This window comes from Rhodanobacter sp. GW835-FHT13D09, from assembly GCF_058793995.1.
In genome coordinates this window covers 252,279-272,874 of sequence record NZ_JBXAGL010000004.1, presented here as the reverse complement: position 1 = coordinate 272,874, position 20,596 = coordinate 252,279, and the positions used below count along the sequence as shown (strand labels likewise).

23 protein-coding genes are annotated in these 20,596 nt (G+C 68.2%); 21 read left to right on the top strand and 2 right to left on the bottom strand.

The window, feature by feature from the left end; translation table 11 throughout:
- Nucleotides 1–8: 8 nt before the first annotated feature.
- Nucleotides 9–605: a Maf family protein gene (locus tag AC1Q5A_RS08495; protein ID WP_492700139.1), complete on the bottom strand. Its 597-nt coding sequence runs from the start codon at nucleotides 603–605 to the stop codon at nucleotides 9–11.
- Nucleotides 602–1,057, bottom strand: a complete 456-nt coding sequence (locus tag AC1Q5A_RS08490) for a hypothetical protein (protein WP_492700137.1) — start codon at nucleotides 1,055–1,057, stop codon at nucleotides 602–604. The genes AC1Q5A_RS08495 and AC1Q5A_RS08490 overlap by 4 nt, the downstream gene beginning before the upstream one ends.
- A gap of 186 nt (nucleotides 1,058–1,243) precedes the next feature.
- On the opposite strand from AC1Q5A_RS08490, the gene AC1Q5A_RS08485 reads away from it, so the two are divergent.
- The 21 genes from AC1Q5A_RS08485 (at nucleotide 1,244) to nuoG (ending at nucleotide 20,592) form a co-directional block, all read left to right on the top strand.
- A complete protein-coding gene (locus tag AC1Q5A_RS08485; RefSeq protein ID WP_492700194.1) occupies nucleotides 1,244–1,717 on the top strand; it encodes a YceD family protein in 474 nt (157 codons plus the stop codon).
- A gap of 84 nt (nucleotides 1,718–1,801) precedes the next feature.
- Entirely contained in the window at nucleotides 1,802–1,996 is a 195-nt protein-coding gene (gene rpmF, locus AC1Q5A_RS08480; RefSeq protein WP_068091089.1) for a 50S ribosomal protein L32, read from the top strand.
- Between the two features lie 157 nt (nucleotides 1,997–2,153).
- A complete protein-coding gene (locus AC1Q5A_RS08475) occupies nucleotides 2,154–3,128 on the top strand; it encodes a beta-ketoacyl-ACP synthase III (RefSeq protein WP_492700135.1) in 975 nt (324 codons plus the stop codon).
- 144 nt (nucleotides 3,129–3,272) lie between these two features.
- On the top strand, nucleotides 3,273–4,226 hold the full coding sequence (gene fabD, locus AC1Q5A_RS08470; RefSeq protein WP_492700133.1) for an ACP S-malonyltransferase: 954 nt from the start codon (nucleotides 3,273–3,275) through the stop codon (nucleotides 4,224–4,226).
- Between the two features lie 35 nt (nucleotides 4,227–4,261).
- The gene (gene fabG / locus AC1Q5A_RS08465) at nucleotides 4,262–5,005 is read left to right on the top strand and encodes a 3-oxoacyl-ACP reductase FabG (RefSeq protein WP_492700131.1); all 744 of its coding nucleotides are present in this window, start codon (nucleotides 4,262–4,264) and stop codon (nucleotides 5,003–5,005) included.
- Between the two features lie 197 nt (nucleotides 5,006–5,202).
- Nucleotides 5,203–5,442: an acyl carrier protein gene (gene acpP / locus AC1Q5A_RS08460; RefSeq protein ID WP_007513179.1), complete on the top strand. Its 240-nt coding sequence runs from the start codon at nucleotides 5,203–5,205 to the stop codon at nucleotides 5,440–5,442.
- 240 nt (nucleotides 5,443–5,682) lie between these two features.
- Nucleotides 5,683–6,921: a beta-ketoacyl-ACP synthase II gene (gene fabF / locus AC1Q5A_RS08455; RefSeq protein ID WP_492700129.1), complete on the top strand. Its 1,239-nt coding sequence runs from the start codon at nucleotides 5,683–5,685 to the stop codon at nucleotides 6,919–6,921.
- A gap of 2 nt (nucleotides 6,922–6,923) precedes the next feature.
- A complete protein-coding gene (locus AC1Q5A_RS08450) occupies nucleotides 6,924–8,270 on the top strand; it encodes an aminodeoxychorismate synthase component I (protein WP_492700127.1) in 1,347 nt (448 codons plus the stop codon).
- Nucleotides 8,270–9,097, top strand: a complete 828-nt coding sequence (pabC, locus tag AC1Q5A_RS08445; protein ID WP_492700125.1) for an aminodeoxychorismate lyase — start codon at nucleotides 8,270–8,272, stop codon at nucleotides 9,095–9,097. The genes AC1Q5A_RS08450 and pabC overlap by 1 nt, the downstream gene beginning before the upstream one ends.
- Entirely contained in the window at nucleotides 9,094–10,122 is a 1,029-nt protein-coding gene (gene mltG, locus AC1Q5A_RS08440) for an endolytic transglycosylase MltG (RefSeq protein WP_492700123.1), read from the top strand. The genes pabC and mltG overlap by 4 nt, the downstream gene beginning before the upstream one ends.
- Nucleotides 10,119–10,760 (top strand): dTMP kinase, encoded by a 642-nt coding sequence (gene tmk / locus AC1Q5A_RS08435; protein WP_492700121.1) that lies wholly within the window; start codon nucleotides 10,119–10,121, stop codon nucleotides 10,758–10,760. The genes mltG and tmk overlap by 4 nt, the downstream gene beginning before the upstream one ends.
- Nucleotides 10,757–11,692, top strand: coding sequence for a DNA polymerase III subunit delta' (gene holB, locus AC1Q5A_RS08430; RefSeq protein WP_492700119.1), 936 nt, complete (start codon nucleotides 10,757–10,759; stop codon nucleotides 11,690–11,692). The genes tmk and holB overlap by 4 nt, the downstream gene beginning before the upstream one ends.
- Complete coding sequence (locus AC1Q5A_RS08425) at nucleotides 11,683–12,696, top strand: PIG-L deacetylase family protein (RefSeq protein WP_492700117.1); 1,014 nt, start codon at nucleotides 11,683–11,685, stop codon at nucleotides 12,694–12,696. The genes holB and AC1Q5A_RS08425 overlap by 10 nt, the downstream gene beginning before the upstream one ends.
- A 105-nt stretch (nucleotides 12,697–12,801) precedes the next feature.
- Nucleotides 12,802–13,155: a PilZ domain-containing protein gene (locus AC1Q5A_RS08420; protein WP_492700115.1), complete on the top strand. Its 354-nt coding sequence runs from the start codon at nucleotides 12,802–12,804 to the stop codon at nucleotides 13,153–13,155.
- Nucleotides 13,156–13,430: 275 nt separating this feature from the next.
- On the top strand, nucleotides 13,431–13,787 hold the full coding sequence (locus tag AC1Q5A_RS08415; protein WP_114342439.1) for an NADH-quinone oxidoreductase subunit A: 357 nt from the start codon (nucleotides 13,431–13,433) through the stop codon (nucleotides 13,785–13,787).
- Nucleotides 13,778–14,335, top strand: coding sequence for a NuoB/complex I 20 kDa subunit family protein (locus tag AC1Q5A_RS08410; protein WP_114342441.1), 558 nt, complete (start codon nucleotides 13,778–13,780; stop codon nucleotides 14,333–14,335). Before AC1Q5A_RS08415 ends, AC1Q5A_RS08410 begins: the two co-directional genes overlap by 10 nt.
- A gap of 26 nt (nucleotides 14,336–14,361) precedes the next feature.
- Entirely contained in the window at nucleotides 14,362–15,096 is a 735-nt protein-coding gene (locus AC1Q5A_RS08405) for an NADH-quinone oxidoreductase subunit C (RefSeq protein WP_492700113.1), read from the top strand.
- A 2-nt stretch (nucleotides 15,097–15,098) separates the two neighbouring features.
- Nucleotides 15,099–16,352, top strand: coding sequence for an NADH-quinone oxidoreductase subunit D (locus AC1Q5A_RS08400; RefSeq protein WP_492700111.1), 1,254 nt, complete (start codon nucleotides 15,099–15,101; stop codon nucleotides 16,350–16,352).
- 21 nt (nucleotides 16,353–16,373) lie between these two features.
- Nucleotides 16,374–16,943: an NADH-quinone oxidoreductase subunit NuoE gene (gene nuoE, locus AC1Q5A_RS08395; RefSeq protein ID WP_492700109.1), complete on the top strand. Its 570-nt coding sequence runs from the start codon at nucleotides 16,374–16,376 to the stop codon at nucleotides 16,941–16,943.
- Nucleotides 16,943–18,253 (top strand): NADH-quinone oxidoreductase subunit NuoF, encoded by a 1,311-nt coding sequence (gene nuoF, locus AC1Q5A_RS08390; RefSeq protein WP_492700107.1) that lies wholly within the window; start codon nucleotides 16,943–16,945, stop codon nucleotides 18,251–18,253. The genes nuoE and nuoF overlap by 1 nt, the downstream gene beginning before the upstream one ends.
- Nucleotides 18,250–20,592, top strand: coding sequence for an NADH-quinone oxidoreductase subunit NuoG (gene nuoG / locus AC1Q5A_RS08385; protein ID WP_492700105.1), 2,343 nt, complete (start codon nucleotides 18,250–18,252; stop codon nucleotides 20,590–20,592). The genes nuoF and nuoG overlap by 4 nt, the downstream gene beginning before the upstream one ends.
- Nucleotides 20,593–20,596 lie beyond the last annotated feature (4 nt).

Here is a 20,596-nt window from a genome sequence, read left to right as displayed (position 1 = left end):
GCCGTGGCTCAGGGCAGCTCGATGCCTGCCTCGCGCAGCAGCCGTGCCAACGCGATCAGCGGCAGGCCGATCAGCGCGCTGGGGTCGTGGTTGTCGATCGCCTCGAACAGGCTGATGCCGAGGCCTTCGCACTTGAAGCTGCCGGCGCAGTCCAGCGGCTGTTCGCGTTCGACGTACCGGGCGATTTCCGCCGTGTCCAGTTCGCGGAAACGCACGCGAGTATGGTCGACGTGGGTGTGCCGGCGGCCATCGCGGGTATCGAGCAGGCATAGCGCGGTATGGAAATGCACGTCGTGGCCGGAACTGGCCGCCAGCTGGGTGCGGGCACGCCCGGCGCTGCCAGGCTTGTCGAGGACCAGTCCGTCGAGCTCGGCGACCTGGTCGGAGCCGATCACCAGCGCATTCCGGTACTCGCGCGCGACCGCTTCGGCCTTGGCGACCGCCAGGCGCAGGGCGCGTGCCGCGGGCGCCTCGCCCGGCCGTGGGATTTCGTCGGTGCCGGGCGCGGTCTGTTCGAAATCCGGGAGCAGCCGGCGCAGCAGTTCGGCGCGGTAGCGCGAAGTCGAGCCCAGCACGATGCGGGGCACGGGAGGGTTCGCCGTCATGTGTCCGAGTCGCGCCGGATGTGTTCGCGCATCGCGCTGTTCAGGTCGGTCTGGGCCTGGCTGAGCGCCAGCAGCAACGGTTGCAGGCGATCGCGGGTGCCGCGCATCGCGGCGGCGGCCTCGTCCAGCTCGTGCTGGCTGGCGCGTGGCGAGCGGTCGCGGATCCACAATCGCTGCTGCAGCAGGGCGCGCAGGCCGGCGTCGGTCGCGTGCCGTGCATCCTGTTCGCTGGCGGCGGGCAGGTCGGGATTGAGCGACATCACCGCATGTGCCTGCTGCAGGCCGCTGCGGCAGGTCTTCAGGTCGGTTTCGAGCCGGTCGGCCAGGTCGAGCAGGGTTTGGAGGCTGCTGCTGCGCCGGGCCTGGCGTCGACGCCACACCAGGCTGCCGCCGGCCAGGGCAACCAGCAGCACCAGCAACACGGCGGCGCCGAGCATGAGGTAAAGATCCAAGGGCGATGGCTCGGGCGGGTAAGGAAATCCAGTCTGCCGCATCGGGGGCGGATCAGGCAAAATCGAGCGTCCGACAGGGCAGGCTCCCGGCCGGCGGGCATCGTGCCAGTTGACTTCGGGTGAAGTCGAACCTAACATTCCGCGATTATGTCCGTGACACTGCCAGAGTCCGTGGACGCTTGGCGCATGGTCTCGGCGCGGCGTTCGTTCGAGGGAACGCTACCCATCGCGGCCATGTCCCGGCTGAGCAAGATGCTGGCGAGCACCGATGGCGAGCTGCAGTTCGAACTGGATTTCGGGCGCGACGAGCTGGGAATCAGCTACGTCGACGTGCGGGTCCGGGCGTCGTTGTCGCTGGTTTGCCAGCGTACGCTGGAACCGTTCGTGCTGCCGATGGCGGTCGATACCCGGCTTGGCCTGATCAGGCAGGAGCGCGACGAGGCCGGCCTGCCACCGGATTGCGAACCGCTGCTGGTGGCCGAGGACGGCCGGTTGAATCCGGCGGATGTGATAGAAGACGAATTGCTGTTGGCGCTGCCGCTGGTTCCGGTCAATCCGGGCAGCAGCCTGCCCGACGAAGTGACAGGCCAAGACCCGGATCCTGCCGGCGAGGGGCGTTCCGAGAATCCGTTCGCGGTACTGCGCGAACTGAAGAAGTAACCACCGACCCGGCTCGTCCGATCCGGGTCATGTCGCAACAGATCATCCTGGTTTCAATCATCAGGTTTCAGCTGGAGAACTACCATGGCCGTTGCCAAGAGCCGCCGTACCCCGTCCACCCGCGGCATGCGTCGCGCGCACGACGCGCTGAAGACCGTGCAGCTGTCCACCGATCCGACCAGTGGCGAAGTGCACCTGCGCCACCACGTCACCAAGGACGGCTACTATCGCGGCAAGAAAGTGGTCGAGACCAAGGGCGCGGTGTCGGTCGAGGACTGATCGTCCTCGCGGAGCCCCGGGTTCCCCGACGCGATCATGCGAGACGGCGCGGCGACGCGCCGTTTTGCGTTAATGAACACCGCAAATGCCGTATCAGGCGGTTGCGCTGGCGCCGTTCGGGGCGTTCAATCCCAGTTTACGTTCGATGGACAGCTGAATGGCCCAGATCTACTCCCGCATCATCGCCACCGGTAGCGCGCTGCCGGAGCGCGTGGTAACCAACGCCGACCTGGAAAAGATCGTCGACACCAGCGACGAGTGGATCCGTACCCGTACCGGCATCCGCCAGAGGCACATCGCGGCCCCCGGCGAGACCACCGGCGATCTGGCCTTCCGCGCCGCGCAGCAGGCGCTGGAGGCGGCTGGCGTCAAGGCTTCCGAGCTCGACCTGATCGTGCTGGGCACGACCACGCCGGACATCATCTTCCCGTCCACCGCCTGCCTGGTGCAGCACCGCCTCGGCGCGAACGGCTGCGCCGCGTTCGACGTCAACGCGGCCTGCTCGGGCTTTGTCTACGCGTTGGGCGTGGCCGACAAGTTCATCCGCAGCGGGCAGTCGAAGAAGGTGCTGGTGATCGGCGCCGAGACCTTGACCCGGATGGTCGACTGGAACGAGCGCGAGACCTGCGTGCTGTTCGGCGACGGTGCCGGCGCGGTGGTGCTGGAGGCGTCCAGCGAGCCGGGCATCTACGCCACCTGCCTGCATGCCGACGGCGGCTACAAGGAACTGCTGTACAACCCGGTCGGCGTGTCGGTCGGCTTCAAGGACGAGCCGGGCCACGGTGTGCGCATCCATATGGCCGGTCGCGAGGTGTTCAAGGTCGCGGTGAAGACGCTCGACTCGCTGGTCGGCGAGACCCTGCAGGCCGCCGGCATGGACGAGTCGCAGGTGGACTGGCTGATTCCGCACCAGGCCAACCTGCGCATCATCGAGGCCACCGCGAAGCGGCTGAACATGTCGATGGATCGCGTCATCGTGACGGTCGACAAGCATGCCAACACCTCGTCCGGTTCGGTGCCGCTGGCGCTGGACTACGCGGTGCGCTCGGGCAAGGTGCAGCGTGGCCAGAACCTGCTGCTGGAAGCGTTCGGCGGCGGTTTCACCTGGGCTTCGGCGCTGCTGCGCTACTGAGTCGCCGATCGTTCGATCGTTCGCCACGATGCCGCCCACACGGGCGGCATCGTGTTTTGTGTCCCGGAAAATACTGAATACAGCTGCGTATGGGCGGCGATGCTGGCACCATGGCGGTTTTCGTCGACCGGGATCCGCGTATCCATGAGTTCCGCTTCCGCTTCCGCTCCGCTCGCTTTCGTTTTTCCCGGCCAGGGCTCGCAGTCGGTCGGCATGCTGGCTGACCTGGCCGCGGCGCACGCCGAGGTGCGGGCCGCGTTCGACGAGGCTTCGCAAGGCGCCGGAGTCGACCTGTGGGCGTTGAGCCAGCAGGGGCCGGAGGAGCAGCTCAACCGCACCGAGAACACCCAGCCGGCCCTGCTGGCGGCCAGCGTGGCGGCGTGGCGCGTGTGGAACAAGCTCGGCGGGGCGCGTCCGGCGCAGTTGTCGGGCCACAGCCTCGGCGAATACAGCGCGCTGGTCTGCGCCGGCGCGCTGTCGCTGCATGACGCGGCGGCGCTGGTGGCCGAGCGCGGCCGGCTGATGCAGGCGGCGGTGCCGGCCGGCGTGGGCGCGATGGCGGCGATCCTCGGTGGCGACGATGCGCAGATCGCGCAGGTGTGCGAGGAAGTGGCGCAAGGGCAGGTAGTGGCGCCGGCCAACTACAACTCGCCGGGACAACTGGTGATTGCCGGCAACACCGAGGCGGTCGATCGCGCACTGGTCCGGCTGGCCGAACTGGGCGTGAAGAAGGCGATCAAGCTGGCCGTGTCGGTGCCCTCGCACTGCATGCTGATGCGCGGGGCCGCCGACCGGCTGGGCGAGCGCATGGCCAGGTTGAACTGGCAGCTGCCGTCGACTCCGGTGATCCAGAACGCCGAGGCGACGAGCTACGCCACGCTGGAGGAGATCCGCGGCGCGCTGCAGCGCCAGCTGTACCTGCCGGTGCGCTGGACCGGATGCGTGCAGGAGCTCGCCGCCGGCGGCGCCACGCGCATCGCCGAATGCGGCCCGGGCAAGGTGCTGGCCGGCCTGATCAAGCGCATCGACAAGAACATCGAGGCGCGCGCGATCGGCAGCCCCCTTGAACTCGACGCCGCCCGCGCCGAATGGGCGTGAGCACAGATTTCCCGATTCCCGAAGGAACGATTCCCATGAGCAAACCACTGCAAGGTGAAATCGCGCTGGTCACCGGCGCCAGCCGCGGCATCGGCGCGGCGATCGCGGACGAGCTGGCGGCGATGGGCGCCACCGTGATCGGCACCGCCACCAGCGAAGGCGGCGCGGCCGCGATCGGCGAGCGGCTGGCCGCGCACGGCGGCCACGGCCGCGTGCTGAACGTCACCGACGGCGCTGCGGTCGAGGGCCTGGTTGACGCGATCGCGAAGGAGTTCGGCGCGGTCTCGATCCTGGTCAACAACGCCGGCATCACCCGCGACCAGTTGCTGCTGCGCATGAAGGACGAGGACTGGCAGGCGATCCTCGACACCAACCTCACCTCGGTCTACCGCACGTCCAAGGCGGTGCTGCGCGGCATGATGAAGGCGCGCAAGGGCCGCATCATCTCGATCGCCTCGGTGATCGGCCTCACCGGCAACCCCGGCCAGGCCAACTACGCCGCGGCGAAGGCCGGCATCATCGCGTTCTCCAAGTCGCTGGCGCGCGAGATCGGCAGCCGCGGCATCACCGTCAACGTGGTGGCGCCGGGCTTCATCGACACCGACATGACCCGCGCGCTGCCGGAAGAATCGAAGCAGGCGCTGCTCGGCCAGATCGCGTTGGGCCGGCTGGGCGAGGCAACGGACATAGCCAAGGCGGTGGGCTTCCTGGCCTCGCCGGCGGCGGCCTACATCACCGGGGAAACCCTGCACGTCAACGGCGGCATGTACATGCCGTAGGACAGCTGGATGCAGTTGTCGCCAGCGGCCCCGTTTTAGGCGACAATTGCGCTTTCGCGCCGATCATGGGGGGCGGCATGCCTTCGTCATCGGCCAATCGTGGCGGCTTCGCGGTTTAGCCACTACAATGCGCCGGCCTTTTGCGGGCCTCGCGCCGGCACAGACAAATCAATTACTCCTTGAGAGGTATGGGCAACATGAGCACCATCGAAGAGCGCGTCAAGAAAATCGTCGTCGAGCAGTTGGGCGTGAAGGAAGATGAAGTCACGGCGAACGCTTCGTTCGTGGACGATCTGGGCGCAGATTCGCTGGACACGGTGGAACTGGTGATGGCGCTCGAGGAAGAGTTCGAGACCGAAATTCCCGATGAGGACGCCGAGAAGATCACCACCGTGCAGCAGGCCGTCGATTACATCAAGGCCCACTCCAAGGATTGATCGTCACGGAATCGATCGCCGCCGACCGGGCCGGCCTGCTTCGTGCGGATCGATCCGTCCACGCGGTGACACCGAACGCTGCGCCATCTTGGCGCAGTTTTCGTTTCTGCAATTTGTAACGTCCGATCCCGTATGGTGAGCGGCCCGCCCGCCGGACACGAGCGGGCTGCGTTCCCCGCTCCCTGCGCGGGACGGCTGCCGGCAACGGCAGAAACACGCAATCACGTAAGGAACATCAGCATGAGCAAGCGACGTGTGGTAGTGACCGGCATGGGCATCATTTCGCCGGTCGGCAACGACATCGCCAGCGCCTGGGAACGTGTCCTCAAGGGCGTCAGCGGGATCGGTCCGGTCACCCATTTCGACACTTCCGCTTATTCCACGCGCATCGCCGGCCAGGTCAGCGGCTTCGATCCGGCCGAATGGATGCCGGCGAAGGACGTCAAGAAGATGGACCCGTTCATCCACTACGGCGTGGCGGCGGGCACCCAGGCGCTGCGCGATTCCGGGCTGGAAGTGACCGAGGCGAACGCGCCGCGCATCGGCGTGGCGGTCGGCGCCGGCATCGGCGGCCTGTATACGATCGAAGCCACCACGCTGGAACTGGCTGCGAAGGGGCCGCGCCGGGTATCGCCGTTCTACGTGCCGAGCTCGATCATCAATATGGTCTCCGGCCAGCTGTCGATCATGTTCGGGCTGAAGGGGCCGAACATCGCCTGCGTCACGGCGTGCACCACCGGCGCGCACAACATCGGCCTGGCCGCGCGGATGATCCAGTACGGCGACGCCGACGCGATGATCGCCGGCGGCGCCGAGTTCGCCACCACCGGCACCGCGATGGCCGGCTTCTGCTCGGCCAAGGCGATGTCCACCCGCAACGACGAGCCGACCAGGGCCAGCCGTCCATGGGACAAGGACCGCGACGGCTTCGTGCTGTCCGACGGCGCCGGCGTGCTGATGCTGGAGGAATACGAATTCGCCAAGGCCCGCGGCGCGCGCATCTACGCCGAACTGGTCGGCTTCGGCATGAGCGGCGATGCGTTCCACATGACCGCACCGAGCGAGGGCGGCGAAGGCGCGGCGCGCTGCATGCAGACCGCGCTGGACGACGCCGGCCTCAATCCGGCCGAGGTGCAGTACGTCAACGCGCACGGCACCTCCACGCCGCTGGGCGACCTGGGCGAGGTGATGGCGGCCAAGCGGGTGTTCGGCGACCACGCCTACAAGCTGGCGATGAGTTCGACCAAGTCCACCACCGGCCATCTGCTCGGCGCGGCCGGCGGCGTCGAGGCGATCTTCAGCATCCTGGCGCTGCGCGACCAGGTGATGCCGCCGACGATCAACCTGGACGAACCGGGCGAAGGCTGCGACCTCGACTTCGTGGCGCACACCGCGCGCGAGGCGAAGCTCGACGTGGCGATCTCCAACTCGTTCGGCTTCGGCGGCACCAACGGTACGCTGGCTTTCCGCCGCGTCTGAGCGTGACCTGCCATCGCCGTACTCTGGACGGCAGGCGCGACCTGCTCGCGCCGGCCGCTTCATTTCCCGGCCGCTATCCGTGCCTGCTGGAAAGCGTGGTGCATGGCACGGCGCAGTCGCGCTACGACATCCTGTTCGCGTTTCCGGGCCAGCGGCTGACCCTGCACACCGACGGCAGCTTGCGCGACGGCACGGGTGCCGCGCGCGAAGGGCGTTTCCTCGATGCGCTGGATGCCGCCTGGCAGGCCGAGCGCCTGCCACCGGAGCACGACGAGCTGCCGTTCCATGGCGGCTGGGTGCTGCTGCTGGCCTACGAGCTGGCCGGTGAGATCGAGCCGACGCTGCGGCTGCATGCACCTCACGCCATTCCGTTGGCGCTGGCCGTGCGTTGCCCGGTGGCGGCAATCGTCGACCATCGACGCGATTGCACGATCCTGGTCGCCGAGGCCGGCCACGAGCACCTGCTCGATGTGCTGGAAGCCGATCTCGCCGCCGCGTCGCCGATTCCGCCGCTGGCCGCCCCGGTCGCCTGGGAGGAGGATGCGCCACAGCGGTTCCTCGACGGCGTGGCGCGTATCCACGAGCATCTGCACGCCGGTGACATCTTCCAGGTGAACCTGTCGCGTGCCTGGCGGGCGCGCTATGCGCCGCCGCCCGCGCCGTCGGCGCTCTATGCGGCGTTGCGCCGGGCCAATCCGGCACCCTTCGCCGGCCTGTTCCAGCAGCCGGGCTGGGCGGTGGCGAGCTCCTCGCCGGAGCGGCTGGTCGAGGTGCGCGGCGGCGTGGCGCAGACCCGGCCGATCGCCGGTACGCGCCCACGGCTGCCCGGCGACGACGAGCTGGCGCGCATCCGCGAACTCAGCGCGCACCCGAAGGAGCGCGCCGAACACGTGATGCTGATCGACCTGGAGCGCAACGACCTCGGCCGCGTCTGCGTGCCGGGCACGGTCGAGGTGGACGAGTTGATGGTGGTGGAGAGTTACGCCCACGTTCACCACATCGTCTCCAATGTACGCGGGCGCCTGCGCGCCGACGTGACGCCGGGCGAGGTGATCGCCGCCACGTTTCCCGGTGGGACCATCACCGGTTGTCCCAAGGTGCGCTGCATGGAAATCATCGCCGCGCTGGAAGATGCGCCGCGCGGCGCCTACACCGGTGCACTGGGCTATCTCGATCGCAACGGAGAGCTCGACTTGAACATCCTGATCCGCACCCTGACCCTGGCCGGCGACGAAGTCAGCCTGCGTGCGGGCGCCGGCATCGTGGCCGATTCGGTGGCGGCGAGCGAGCTGGACGAGACCCGCGCCAAGGCGCGCGGCCTGCTGCGTGCGCTGGGAGTGCCGGGTTGATGACGGCACGCATGCTGGTCGATGGTGTCGCGGCGGAACGGATATCGGCGCTGGATCGCGGGCTGGCCTATGGCGACGGCCTGTTCGAAAGCATCCGCCTCGTCGGCGCGGCGGCGCCGCTGTGGATGCGCCACATGCAACGGTTGCTGGAGGGTTGCTCGCGCCTGCGCATTCCGGCGCCCGATCCGGCGCTGCTATGGCGCGAGGCGCTGCAGGTCAGCCGCGACATGCCGCAGTCGGTCGTGCGCATCACCATCACACGCGGCGCGGGGGAGCGCGGTTACGCCCTGCCGGTATCGCCGCGACCGACCCGGGTGGTGGCTGCGTTCGTGCCGCCGCCGGTCGCCGCCGCGGCCTACGCGCAAGGCGTGCGCCTGCGCGTCTGCGACCTGCGCCTGGCGGAACAGCCGCTGCTGGCCGGCATCAAGCACCTGAACCGGCTGGAACAGGTGCTGGCGCGTGCCGAATGGAACGATCCGGCGATCGTCGAAGGCGTGCTGCTCGATACCCGCGAGCGGGTGATTTCGGCAACCATGGCCAACCTGTTCGCGGTGGTCGACGGCGAGCTGCTGACACCGGCGCTGGATCGTTGTGGCGTGGCCGGCGTGGCTCGTGCCGAAGTGCTGGCGGTGTGCCCGCAGGCGCGGACCGGCGAGCTGACGTTGGCTATGCTGCGTGGCGCCAGCGAGGTTTTCCTCAGTTCGAGCGTGCGCGGCATCGTGCCGGTACATTCGCTGGATGACCGCAACTATGCACCGGGCGCGACGGCCCGCCAGCTGCAGCAACACTGGTGCAACCTGGGATTTTCGATGGAGCGGGGCGGATGAGTGACAAACCGACGCGTAGGCATGGATGGCTGCTGCTGATCGTGCTGCTGGTGGCTGCCGGCGCGCTGGCCTATGGCTGGAACGACTACGCCCGCTTCGGAACCGCGCCGCTGAACGTGACGGCGCAGGGCGAGAGCATCGACGTCGGCCGCGGCAGCAGCTTCAAGGCGATCGTGGGCGAGTTGCGCCAGCGCGGGTTCAGCACGGCCAGCCCGTGGTACTGGCGGCTGCTGGCCTGGCAGATGCACGTCGCCGGCCGGCTGCATGCCGGCGAATATGCGCTGGAGCCCGGCATCACGCCGCGCCGGCTGCTCGCGAACATGGCGGCCGGCAAGGTGCTGCAGCGCAATTTCACCATTGTCGACGGCTGGACCTTTGCCGAGCTGCGCCAGGCGCTGGCCAGGGCCGAGAAGTTGAGCCACGACAGCGCCGGGCTGGACGATGCCGCAATCATGCAGAAGATCGGCGCCGGCGGCGAAATGCCGGAAGGCCGCTTCCTGCCCGAGACCTACGCTTACGTGAAGGGTGACGGCGACCTGGACATCCTCCGCCGCGCGCATGCCGCGATGGTGAAGACGCTCGATGAACTGTGGGCAGGACGCGCGCACGATCTGCCGCTGGCCACGCCGTACGAGGCGCTGATCCTGGCTTCGATCGTGGAGAAGGAGACCGGCCGCCCGGACGAGCGCGCGCAGATCGCCGGCGTGTTCCTGCGACGCCTGCAGAACCATATGCTGCTGCAGACCGACCCCAGCGTGATCTACGGCATGGGCGCGAACTACGCCGGCAACATCCACAAGAGCGACCTCACCACCGACACGCCGTACAACACCTATACCCGTGCCGGCCTGCCGCCGACGCCGATCGCCCTGCCGGGCAAGCCGGCGCTGGTGGCGGCGCTGCATCCAGCCGATGGTGACACACTGTATTTCGTGGCCCGGGGCGACGGCGGCCACGTGTTCTCGCGCACGCTGGAGGAACACAATCGCAACGTCGACTGCTACCAGCGGAAGCGCTGCCGATGACCACTGCGCGCGGAACATTCATCAGCCTGGAAGGCGGCGAGGGCGCCGGCAAGAGCACCTTGCTGGCAGGCTTGCGCGAGCACATCGAACGGCATGGCCTCGCGCTGGTGCAGACGCGCGAGCCCGGCGGCACCGACGTGGGCGAGGCGGTGCGCGCGATCGTGCTCGACCCGGCCCGGCATGGGCTGGCTGCCGAGACCGAACTGCTGCTGATGTTCGCCTCGCGTGCGCAGCTGGTGCGCGAGGTGATCGAGCCGGCGCTGGCGGCGGGGCAATGGGTGCTGTGCGACCGCTTTGCCGATGCGAGTTACGCCTACCAGGGGGGCGGCCGCGGCCAGCCGGCGGAGCGCATCGCGGAACTGGAGCGCTGGGCCTGCGCCGGCGTAAAACCCGACCTGACCCTGCTGCTCGACCTGCCAGTGGCGACTGGCCGCGCCCGTGCCGCCGGCCGCGGCGACGCCGACCGCATTGAGGTCGAGGCGGATGCGTTCTTCGAGCGGGTGCGTGCCAGCTATCGCGAGCGCGCCGCAGCCGAGCCGGCGCGTTTCCGGGTGATCGATGCCAGCCAGTCGCCGGCGGCCGTGTTGCAGGCCGCGATCCGGGCGCTGGCGCCGTGGCTTGGAGAGGCGCAGGCATGAACGGGCCGCCCTGGCACGCCGAACACTGGGCGCGATTGCAGGCCCGACGGCAGCGCGAGGCGCTGCCGCACGCCCTGCTGCTGTGCGGTGCCGCGGGCCTGGGCAAGCGCGCGTTCGCACAGCGCTTCGTGCAGGGCCTGTTGTGCAGCGAGCCGGCGGCCGGCGACGCCTGCGGGCATTGCCGCAGCTGCCTGCTGCTCGCCGCCGGGTCGCATCCGGACGTGGTCACGTTGAGCTTCGGTTTGCGCAAGGACGGCGTGCAGCGCAGTGAGATCGTGGTCGACCAGATCCGCGAACTGTCGGCACGGCTGGCCATGAGCAGCCAGTTCGGCGGCTGGCAGGTGGCGCTCATCGACCCGGCCGACGCGATGAACCCGGCCGCTGCCAACGCGTTGCTGAAGACCCTCGAGGAACCAGCTGCGCAGACCATGCTGATCCTGCTGGCCGATGCGCCGTGGCGTCTGCCGCAGACCATCCGCAGCCGCTGCCAGCGGATCGAGTTCCCATTGCCCGCCACGGCGGAGGCGCTGGCCTGGCTGCAGGCCGAAGGCGTGCGCGATGCGCCGGCGGCACTCGCCGCCGCCGGCGGCAACCCCGGCCTGGCCAGGGCCTGGGCCGGGGAGGGCGCGCTGGAACGACGCCAGGAAGTGCGTCGGGACCTGGCCGCGCTGGCCGCGGGCCGCGGCCAGCCGACCGAGGTGGTCAAGCGCTGGCTGGACAGCGAGCCGGCGCAGCGGCTGTGGTTCGCCGCGCAGGCCGCCGCCGACGAGATCAGGGCGCGCTCGCTGCCGGGCAACGGGCCGCTGGCCAGTGCGCTGGACGTCGAGGCGCTGGGCCACTGGTACGACGCGGCCAACCGCAGCCGCGAGGGCCTGCGCGGCCCGTTGCGCGCCGACCTGCTGCTGCTGGAACTGCTGGCGCAATGGCGGTGAGCGGAGCGCACGCCAGCGTGTCGCCGGCGATGGATCGAGCCGGCGGGCTGCCGCCTTTTTCCGCGGCTACCCGCTTGCTGGTGGTGGCGCCGCACCCGGACGACGAAACCATCGGGACGGGCCTGCTGATCCAGCAGGTGCGTGCGGCAGGCGGTGAAGTGCGGATCCTGCTGCTGACGGCGGGCGACAACAATCCATGGCCGCAGCGCTGGCTGGAACGGCGCCTGCTGATCGGTGTGGCCGATCGCCGCCGCTGGGGTCGGCGGCGCCATGCGGAGGTATTGCAGGCGTTGCAGAGTCTCGGCGTGCCGGAACCGGCGCTGCAGTCGCTGGGCTGGCCGGACATGGGCCTCACCGAGGTGCTGCTGCAGGCGGACGGCATGGCGATGGCGACGCTGACCACGGCAATCGACGAGTTCCACCCCGACCTGGTGGCGGTTCCGGCGCTGTCGGATCGTCATCCCGACCATGGCGCCGCTCACGTGCTGGTGCGCCTGGCGCTGGCCGGGCAGGCGCGACCGTCGGCACTGCTGGCGTACCTGGTGCACGGCCGGGAAGGCAATCACCGCCCGGTTGAAATCCGCGGCACGGCGGCACAGTCGGCGAACAAGCGTGCGGCGCTGGCGGCGCATCGCAGCCAGATGGCCCTGAGTGGCAAGCGCCTGTCCCGGCTTGCCACCCGTCCCGAGCGCTATGCCGACGTGGCGGCAACGCCGTCCGGCGCCGCGACGGCGTTGCCGTGGCGACCGCCGGTGTGGTTGCGGCCGCGGTTGCGGCTCACCGTGGCCAGTGCGGCGGGCGTGCACAGCTGGCGCTGGCGCGACGCCCCGCTGCAGCGCGACCAGGCCGGTTGTTTCCATCTGCCGCCGGCCGCAACGGAACATCCCCGCTTCGTGCGGCTGGCGCTGACCCTGCACTCGCCGTGGATCTTCGATCACTGGGGCTGGTGCGAGCTGCCGGGCCGAACATCCGGTGCGACGGCGGACCTCGTGCAGGCCGGTTGACCGAACTGTTCTCGCCGAAGCATCGTGACGGTGGTGCCGGTGGGGCGCAGCCTCTAAGATCGGTCTCGTCGATCGGGCGGTTCCGGCGCCCGGCAGGAGCCCAGCATGAAACCCATGGCTGCCCGTCAGGGCATCATCTCGTTGAAAATCAAGGATGCGGCTTCGCTGTACAACGCCTACATGCCGTTCCTCAAGCATGGCGGCCTGTTTGCGGCGACGGCGCAATCCTATTCGCTGGGTGACGAGGTGGTGTTGCTGGTGACCCTGGCCGGGGAGACCGAGCGTCTGTCGGTGGTCGGCAAGGTGGTCTGGATCAGCCCGGTCGGCGCGCAGGGCAACCGCACCGCGGGTGTCGGCATCCACTTCAACGAATCGGGCGATGCCGAAGCCGCCCGCAGCCGGATCGAGAACATCCTGGCCGGCACGCTGACCTCCGAGCGTCCCACCCACACCATGTGATGCCGTCATCATTCCGTCTGCACGCAGCCGGGTGTTAATGCGCATCACATCGGTCGTCAAGGCTTGTTGTGCCCATGCGCACTGATACAATGGCGGGATTCGCGGATCCATTCCGCGAAACATCGGATGCCTGCGCGCGGCGGCAGAGCCTGCAGGCATGGCCGGAAGGCCCGTGGCCGCGTCGGCCTGCCGAATGGAAGTCGCCGGACCGTGCGTTGCTGGATGCAAATCCCCGCGGTCACTGATGCGCCCCTGGCGCGGAGGTAAGTTGCATCGTGCTTGCCGAATACTGGCCTGTCCTGTTGTTCATCGGCGTCGCCGTCGGCCTTGGTGTGGCATTGCTGGTCATCGGCCTGCTGGCCGGGCCGCGTCGCCCCGAATCCGAGAAGCTCTCGCCCTATGAGTGCGGTTTCGAGGCATTCGAGGACGCCCGCATGCGCTTCGACGTGCGCTACTACCTGCTCGCCATCCTGTTCATCATCTTCGATCTGGAAATCGCCTTCCTGTTTCCGTGGGCGGTGGTGTTCAAGCAGATCGGCCTCGTCGCGTTGATCGAGATGGGCCTGTTCCTGCTGCTGCTGGTGGTCGGTTTCGCCTATGTGTGGAAGAAGGGAGCGCTCGAATGGGAGTGATGGATTCCATCAGCCGGGTGATGCACAACCCGGAGCCGCTGAACCTGGTCGATGACATCCTGCGGCCGGCGGGCGACAACCCGGTAGTGCAGCGTGGCTTCGCCACCACCAGCATCGACGCGCTGATGAACTGGGCGCGCACCGGCTCGATGTGGCCGATGACCTTCGGTCTGGCCTGCTGCGCGGTGGAGATGATGCACGCCGGCATGTCGCGGCTGGACCTGGACCGCTACGGCGTGATCTTCCGCCCCAGCCCGCGCCAGTCCGACGTGATGATCGTGGCCGGCACCCTGGTCAACAAGATGGCCCCGGCGCTGCGCAAGGTCTACGACCAGATGCCCGAGCCGAAGTGGGTGATCTCGATGGGCAGCTGCGCCAACGGCGGCGGCTACTACCACTATTCCTATTCCGTGGTGCGCGGCTGCGACCGCATCGTGCCGGTGGACATCTACGTGCCGGGCTGTCCGCCCACGGCCGAGGCGTTGATCCACGGCATCCTGCAGTTGCAGAAGAAGATCCGCCGCACCAGCACCATCGCGCGCTCTTGATTGGCACGTTTCCGAAGGCGCAGTCCATGACCGACACCCAAAAGACCTCGCTGGCCGGGCAGCTCGCCGCGCGATTCGGCGATACGCTGGCCATCACCACCGTGCGCAACGAGACCGTCGCCGAGCTGGCCGCTGCCGACCTGCTCGTGGTGGCCACCGCGTTGCGCGACGAGCCGGCGTTCCGCTTCAGCGAGCTGATCGACCTGTGCGGCATCGACTACCTCGGCTATGGCCAGGTCGAGTGGGATACCGAAACGGTTTCCGGCACCGGTTTCTCGCGCGGCGTGGAAGGCCAGGCGCAGGGTCGTTTCGACTGGGCCGGACGTCCGCGCAACAACGGCGGGGACGAGCCGCGCCGGTTCGCCGCGGTGATCCAGCTGCTCTCGATCGAACACAACCGCCGCCTGCGCCTGCGCGTGTTCTGCGCGGACGACAGCCTGCCGCTGGTGCCGTCGCTGACCCCGGTGTGGCCGGGCGTGAACTGGTTCGAGCGCGAGGCGTTCGACCTCTACGGCATCATCTTCGATGGCCATCCCGACCTGCGCCGCATCCTCACCGACTACGGTTTCGTCGGCCATCCGTTCCGCAAGGACTTCCCGCTGGTCGGCAACGTCGAGGTGCGCTACGACCCCGCGCAGCAGCGGGTGATCTACGAGCCGGTGTCGATCGAGCCGCGCGTGCTGGTACCGCGCACCATCCGTGACGATGCCGACCTGATGCAGGCCAGGGCCGAAGCCGCCGACCACTGGCGGGAGAATTGAGCATGCAGGAAATCCGCAACTACACGATGAACTTCGGCCCGCAGCATCCGGCCGCGCATGGCGTGCTGCGCCTGATCATGGAGATGGACGGCGAGACCATCGTCCGCGTCGATCCGCACGTTGGCCTGCTGCATCGCGGTACCGAGAAGCTGGCCGAGTCCAAGCCGTTCAACCAGTCGATCGGCTACATGGACCGGCTCGACTATGTGTCGATGATGTGCAACGAGCACGCCTACGTGCGCGCGATCGAGACCCTGCTGGGGATCGAGGCGCCGGAGCGGGCGCAGTACATCCGCACCATGTTCGACGAGATCACCCGCATCCTGAACCACCTGATGTGGATCGGCTCGAACGCGCTCGACCTGGGCGCGATGGCGGTGATCCTGTACGCGTTCCGCGAACGCGAGGAACTGATGGACGTCTACGAGGCGGTGTCGGGCGCGCGCATGCACGCCACGTACTACCGTCCGGGCGGCGTCTACCGCGACCTGCCGGAGCAGATGTCGAAGTACCGCGAGTCGCCGTGGCACAAGGGTGCCGACCTGAAGCGCATCAACAGCTGGCGCGAAGGCTCGATGCTCGACTTTCTCGACGCGTTCACCGCTGACTTTCCGTCGAAGGTCGACGAGTACGAGGAACTGCTCACCACCAACCGCATCTGGAAACAGCGCACCGTCGGCATCGGCGTGGTCAGCCCGGAGCTGGCCCAGCAGTGGGGCATGACCGGCGCGATGCTGCGTGGTTCGGGCGTCGAGTGGGACCTGCGCAAGAAGCAGCCCTACGCGAAGTACGCCGAGATGGATTTCGACATCCCGGTCGGCGTCAACGGTGACTGCTACGACCGCTACCTGGTGCGCGTGGAAGAGATGCGCCAGTCCAACCGCATCATCCGGCAGTGCGTGGCGTGGCTGCGCGCCAACCCGGGCCCGGTGATGGTGAATAACTTCAAGGTGGCGCCGCCGTCGCGGGTCGAGATGAAGCAGGACATGGAAGCGCTCATCCACCACTTCAAGCTGTTCACCGAGGGCTACTGCGTGCCGGCCGGGGAGACCTATTGCGCGGTTGAGGCGCCCAAGGGCGAGTTCGGCTGCTACCTGGTTTCCGACGGCGCCAACAAGCCGTTCCGCGTGCACCTGCGCGCCCCGGGCTTTGCCCACCTGTCATCCATGGACACCATCGTGCGCGGCCACATGCTCGCCGACGTGGTGGCCATGATCGGTACCTACGACCTCGTGTTCGGCGAAGTGGATCGCTGAGCCGGCACGACGGAGAAACGCATGAAAGCCACCGGACATTACGAGCAGGTCAGGAACGTCGATCCTCTCGTCGTACTCACCGAGCACACCCGCCAGCACATCGATGCATGGGTCGCCAAGTTTCCGCCGGACCGCAAGCGCTCGGCGCTGATCCAGGCGCTGTTCGGCGCGCAGGAGCAGAACCGCGGCTTCCTCACCGACGAGCTGATCGCCGCGGTCGCGAAGTACCTGGACCTGCCGGCGATCTGGGCGTACGAGGTGGCCAGCTTCTACTCGATGCTGGAGACCAGGCCGGTCGGCCGCAACAACGTGGCGATCTGCACCAACATCTCGTGCTGGCTCAACGGCGCCGACGGCCTGGTGCGCCACTGCGAGAAGAAGCTTGGCATCAAGCTGGGCGAGAGCACGCCGGATGGGCGCGTCTACCTGAAGAAGGAAGAGGAGTGCATCGCGGCCTGCGTATACGCGCCGGCGATGACGGTGAACGGGCATTACCACGAGCACCTTACCATCGAGAAGCTCGATGCGATCCTTGACGGCCTGAGCATTGACGGCCCTGCGCACGCCCACGACGCCGAGGGGAAGCACTGATGGCCGTCGGACCCGCCCCCCAGGATCACCAGGTCGTCTACACCACGCTGCATTTCGACACGCCGTGGTCGATGGAAAGCTATGAGAAGGTCGACGGCTACAAGGCATGGAGGAAGATCCTCGCCGAGAAGCCCGATCCGGCGTCGCTGGTCGAGGAAATCAAGAAGAGCAGTCTGCGCGGTCGTGGTGGCGCGGGCTTCCCCACCGGCCTGAAGTGGTCCTTCATGCCGAAGGGCGACATGCAGAAATACATCCTGTGCAACTCGGACGAATCCGAGCCGGGCACGGCGAAGGATCGCGACATCCTGCGCTACAACCCGCACGCGGTGATCGAAGGCCTGGCGATCGCGTGCTACTGCACCGGCTCCACCGTGGCCTACAACTACCTGCGCGGCGAATTCCATCACGAGCCGTACGAGCACTTCGAGGCGGCGTTGAAGGAAGCCTACGCGGCCGGCCTGCTCGGCAAGAACGTACAGGGCACCGGGCTGGACGTGGACATCTATGCGGCACTGGGCGCCGGCGCCTACATCTGCGGCGAGGAAACCGCGCTGATGGAATCGCTGGAAGGCAAGAAGGGCTGGCCACGCTTCAAACCGCCGTTCCCGGCCAACTTCGGCCTGTACGGCAAGCCGACCACGATCAACAACACCGAGACCTATGCCTCGGTGCCGGCGATCCTGCGCAACGGCGCTGACTGGTTCCTCAACCTGGGCAAGCCGAACAACGGGGGCCCGAAGATTTTCTCGGTGTCCGGCCATGTCAACCGTCCCGGCAACTACGAGATCCGCCTGGGCACATCGTTCGCGGAGCTGCTGGAGATGGCTGGCGGGGTGCGCGACGGGCACAAGATCAAGGCGGTGATCCCGGGCGGCTCCTCGATGCCGGTGCTGCCGGGCGAGACGATGATGGGCCTCACCATGGATTACGACGCGATCCAGAAGGCCGGTTCGGGTCTCGGCTCGGGCGCGGTGATCGTGATGGACGAGACCACCTGCATGGTGCGGGCCTGCGAGCGCATCAGCCAGTTCTACCACATGGAATCCTGCGGCCAGTGCACGCCGTGCCGCGAAGGCACCGGCTGGATGCACCGCGTGCTGACGCGCATCGTCGCCGGCAAGGGCAATGCCGACGACCTGCATCGCCTGAAGACGGTGGCGGGCCAGATCGAGGGTCACACCATCTGCGCATTCGGCGAGGCGGCGGCGTGGCCGGTGCAGGGTTTCCTGCGCCACTACTGGCACGAATTCGAATACTACGTCGAGCATGGGCGCTCGATGGTCGATGACAAGTTTGGAGCCGCCGCATGAGCGCGCAGCCGACCCAGAACACCACGCCGAACCTCGTCAACATCGAGGTCGACGGCAAGCCGATCCAGGTCCCCAAGGGCTCGATGATCATCGAGGCCACCGACCGGGCCGGCGTCCCGATTCCGCGATTCTGCTATCACCGCAAGCTGCCGATCGCGGCGAGCTGCCGGCAGTGCCTGGTCGAGGTGGAGATGGGCGGGCGCCCGATGCCGAAGCCGCAGCCGGCCTGCGCCACGCCGGTGGCCGAAGGCATGAAGGTGCTGACCCGTTCGGACAAGGCGCTGCACGCGCAGCGCAACGTGATGGAATTCCTGCTGATCAACCATCCGCTGGACTGCCCGATCTGCGACCAGGGCGGCGAGTGCGAACTGCAGGACATGGCGCTGGGCTACGGCCGCAGCGTGTCGCGCTTCACCGAGCGCAAGCGCACCGTGGCCGACGAGAACCTCGGCCCGCTGGTTGCCACCGAGATGACGCGCTGCATCCACTGCACGCGCTGCGTGCGTTTCATCAGCGAGATCGCCGGCACCTACGAGCTGGGCGACATGGATCGCGGCGACCGGCATGTGATCGGCACGTATATCGGCAAGAACGTCGAGAGCGAGCTGTCGGGCAACATCATCGACGTTTGCCCGGTCGGCGCGCTGACCAACAAGCCGTTCCAGTTCAAGGCGCGTGCGTGGGAGCTGGTCGCCAAACCGTCGATCGCCTGGCACGATGCGCTGGGTTCCAACTTGTGGCTGCACACCCGCCGCGGCGAAGTGCTGCGCACGGTGCCGCGCGACAACGAGGCGGTCAACGAGTGCTGGCTGTCCGACCGCGACCGCTACAGCCACCAGGGCATGTACGCCGCCGACCGCATCAGTGCGCCGGAAGTGAAGCGCAACGGCCAGTGGCAGGCGACCACCTGGGAGGACGCCCTGCAGTTCGCCGGCGAGGCATTGAAGAAGGCGCCGGGCAGCGAGCTGGGCATCCTGCTGCACCCGGCCACCTCGAACGAGGAGGGCGACCTGCTGATGCGGCTGGCCCGCGGCCTGGGCAGCGCGCACGTCGATCATCGTCTGCGCCAGCTCGACTTTGCCGACAACGCCGTGGCGCGGCCGTTCGCGCTGCCGGTGGCGGAGATCGGGCAGGTGCGGACCGCCTTGCTGGTCGGTTCCGACCTGCGTCATGAAATGCCGCTGCTGAACCACCGCCTGCATCAGGCGACCAAGAAGGGCGCGAAGGTCTACGCGGTCAATCCGGCGCACTTCGATTTCAACTACAAGCTGGCCGGCGAGTCGATCGTGGCGCCGCAGGCGCTGGTCGAAGCGCTGTTGGCGCTGGCCAGGGCGGCGGTCGCTGCCGGCGCGAGCGCACCGGCAGCGTTGGCCGAGGCGATCAACGCCGTGCAGAGCGACGCAGGCGACAGCGATGCGATTGCCGCGTTGAAACAGGCTGCGGCGGGGCAGGGCAGGGCCGTGGTAATCCTCGGTGAGGCCGCGGCGACCCATCCGCAGGCGTCGTGGCTGCGTGCGATTGCCCGGTTCATCGCCGATGCCACCGGTGCCGGCTACGACGAACTGCCGGTCGGCGCGAATGCCGTCGGCCTGGCGCGGCTCGGCGTGGTGCCGGGCAACGGCGGGCTGGACGCGCAGGCGATGCTGGCGCAGCCGCGCAAGAGCTACCTGCTGTACGGCGTGGAGCCGCCGCACGATTTTGCCGATGGCGGCGCGGCCTTGCGGGCGCTGCATGGCGCGGATCAGGTGGTGGCGTTCAGCGCCTATGCCAGTGCCGCGCTTCGCGAGGTGGCCGACGTGATCCTGCCGATAGCGCTGTTGCCGGAGATCGACGCGACCCTGGTCAACGTCGATGGACTGGCCCAGGGCGTGGCGGCCGGCGCGAAGGCGCCAGGCCAGGCCAGGCCTGGCTGGAAGGTGTTGCGTGCGCTGGGCGGCGCCCTGCAACTGACCGGCTTCGAGTTCGACGATCTCGCCGGCCTGCGCGACGGCATCACCGAACGTGCGGCGACGTCGCGCAGCGGCCTGGCCGTGCGTACGACGGTCACCGGCCTGACCCGCCTGGCCACCTGGCCGATCTACCGCAGCGACGCGGTATTGCGTCGCGCGACGGCGTTGAATGCGCACCCGCTGAACCGTGCGCCCGCGGTGCGCCTGAATGCCGCGGAAGCCGGCCGGCATGGCCTCGCCGCCGGCGACCGGGTGCGTGCCGCCGACGCGCTGCTGCCGCTGGTGATCGATACCGCCGTGCCCGACGGCACGGCGTGGATCGAGGCGGCCCAGGACCTCACCGTCACGCTGCCGCCCTACGGCGCGGCCATCACCTTGGGCAAGGCATAAGCAT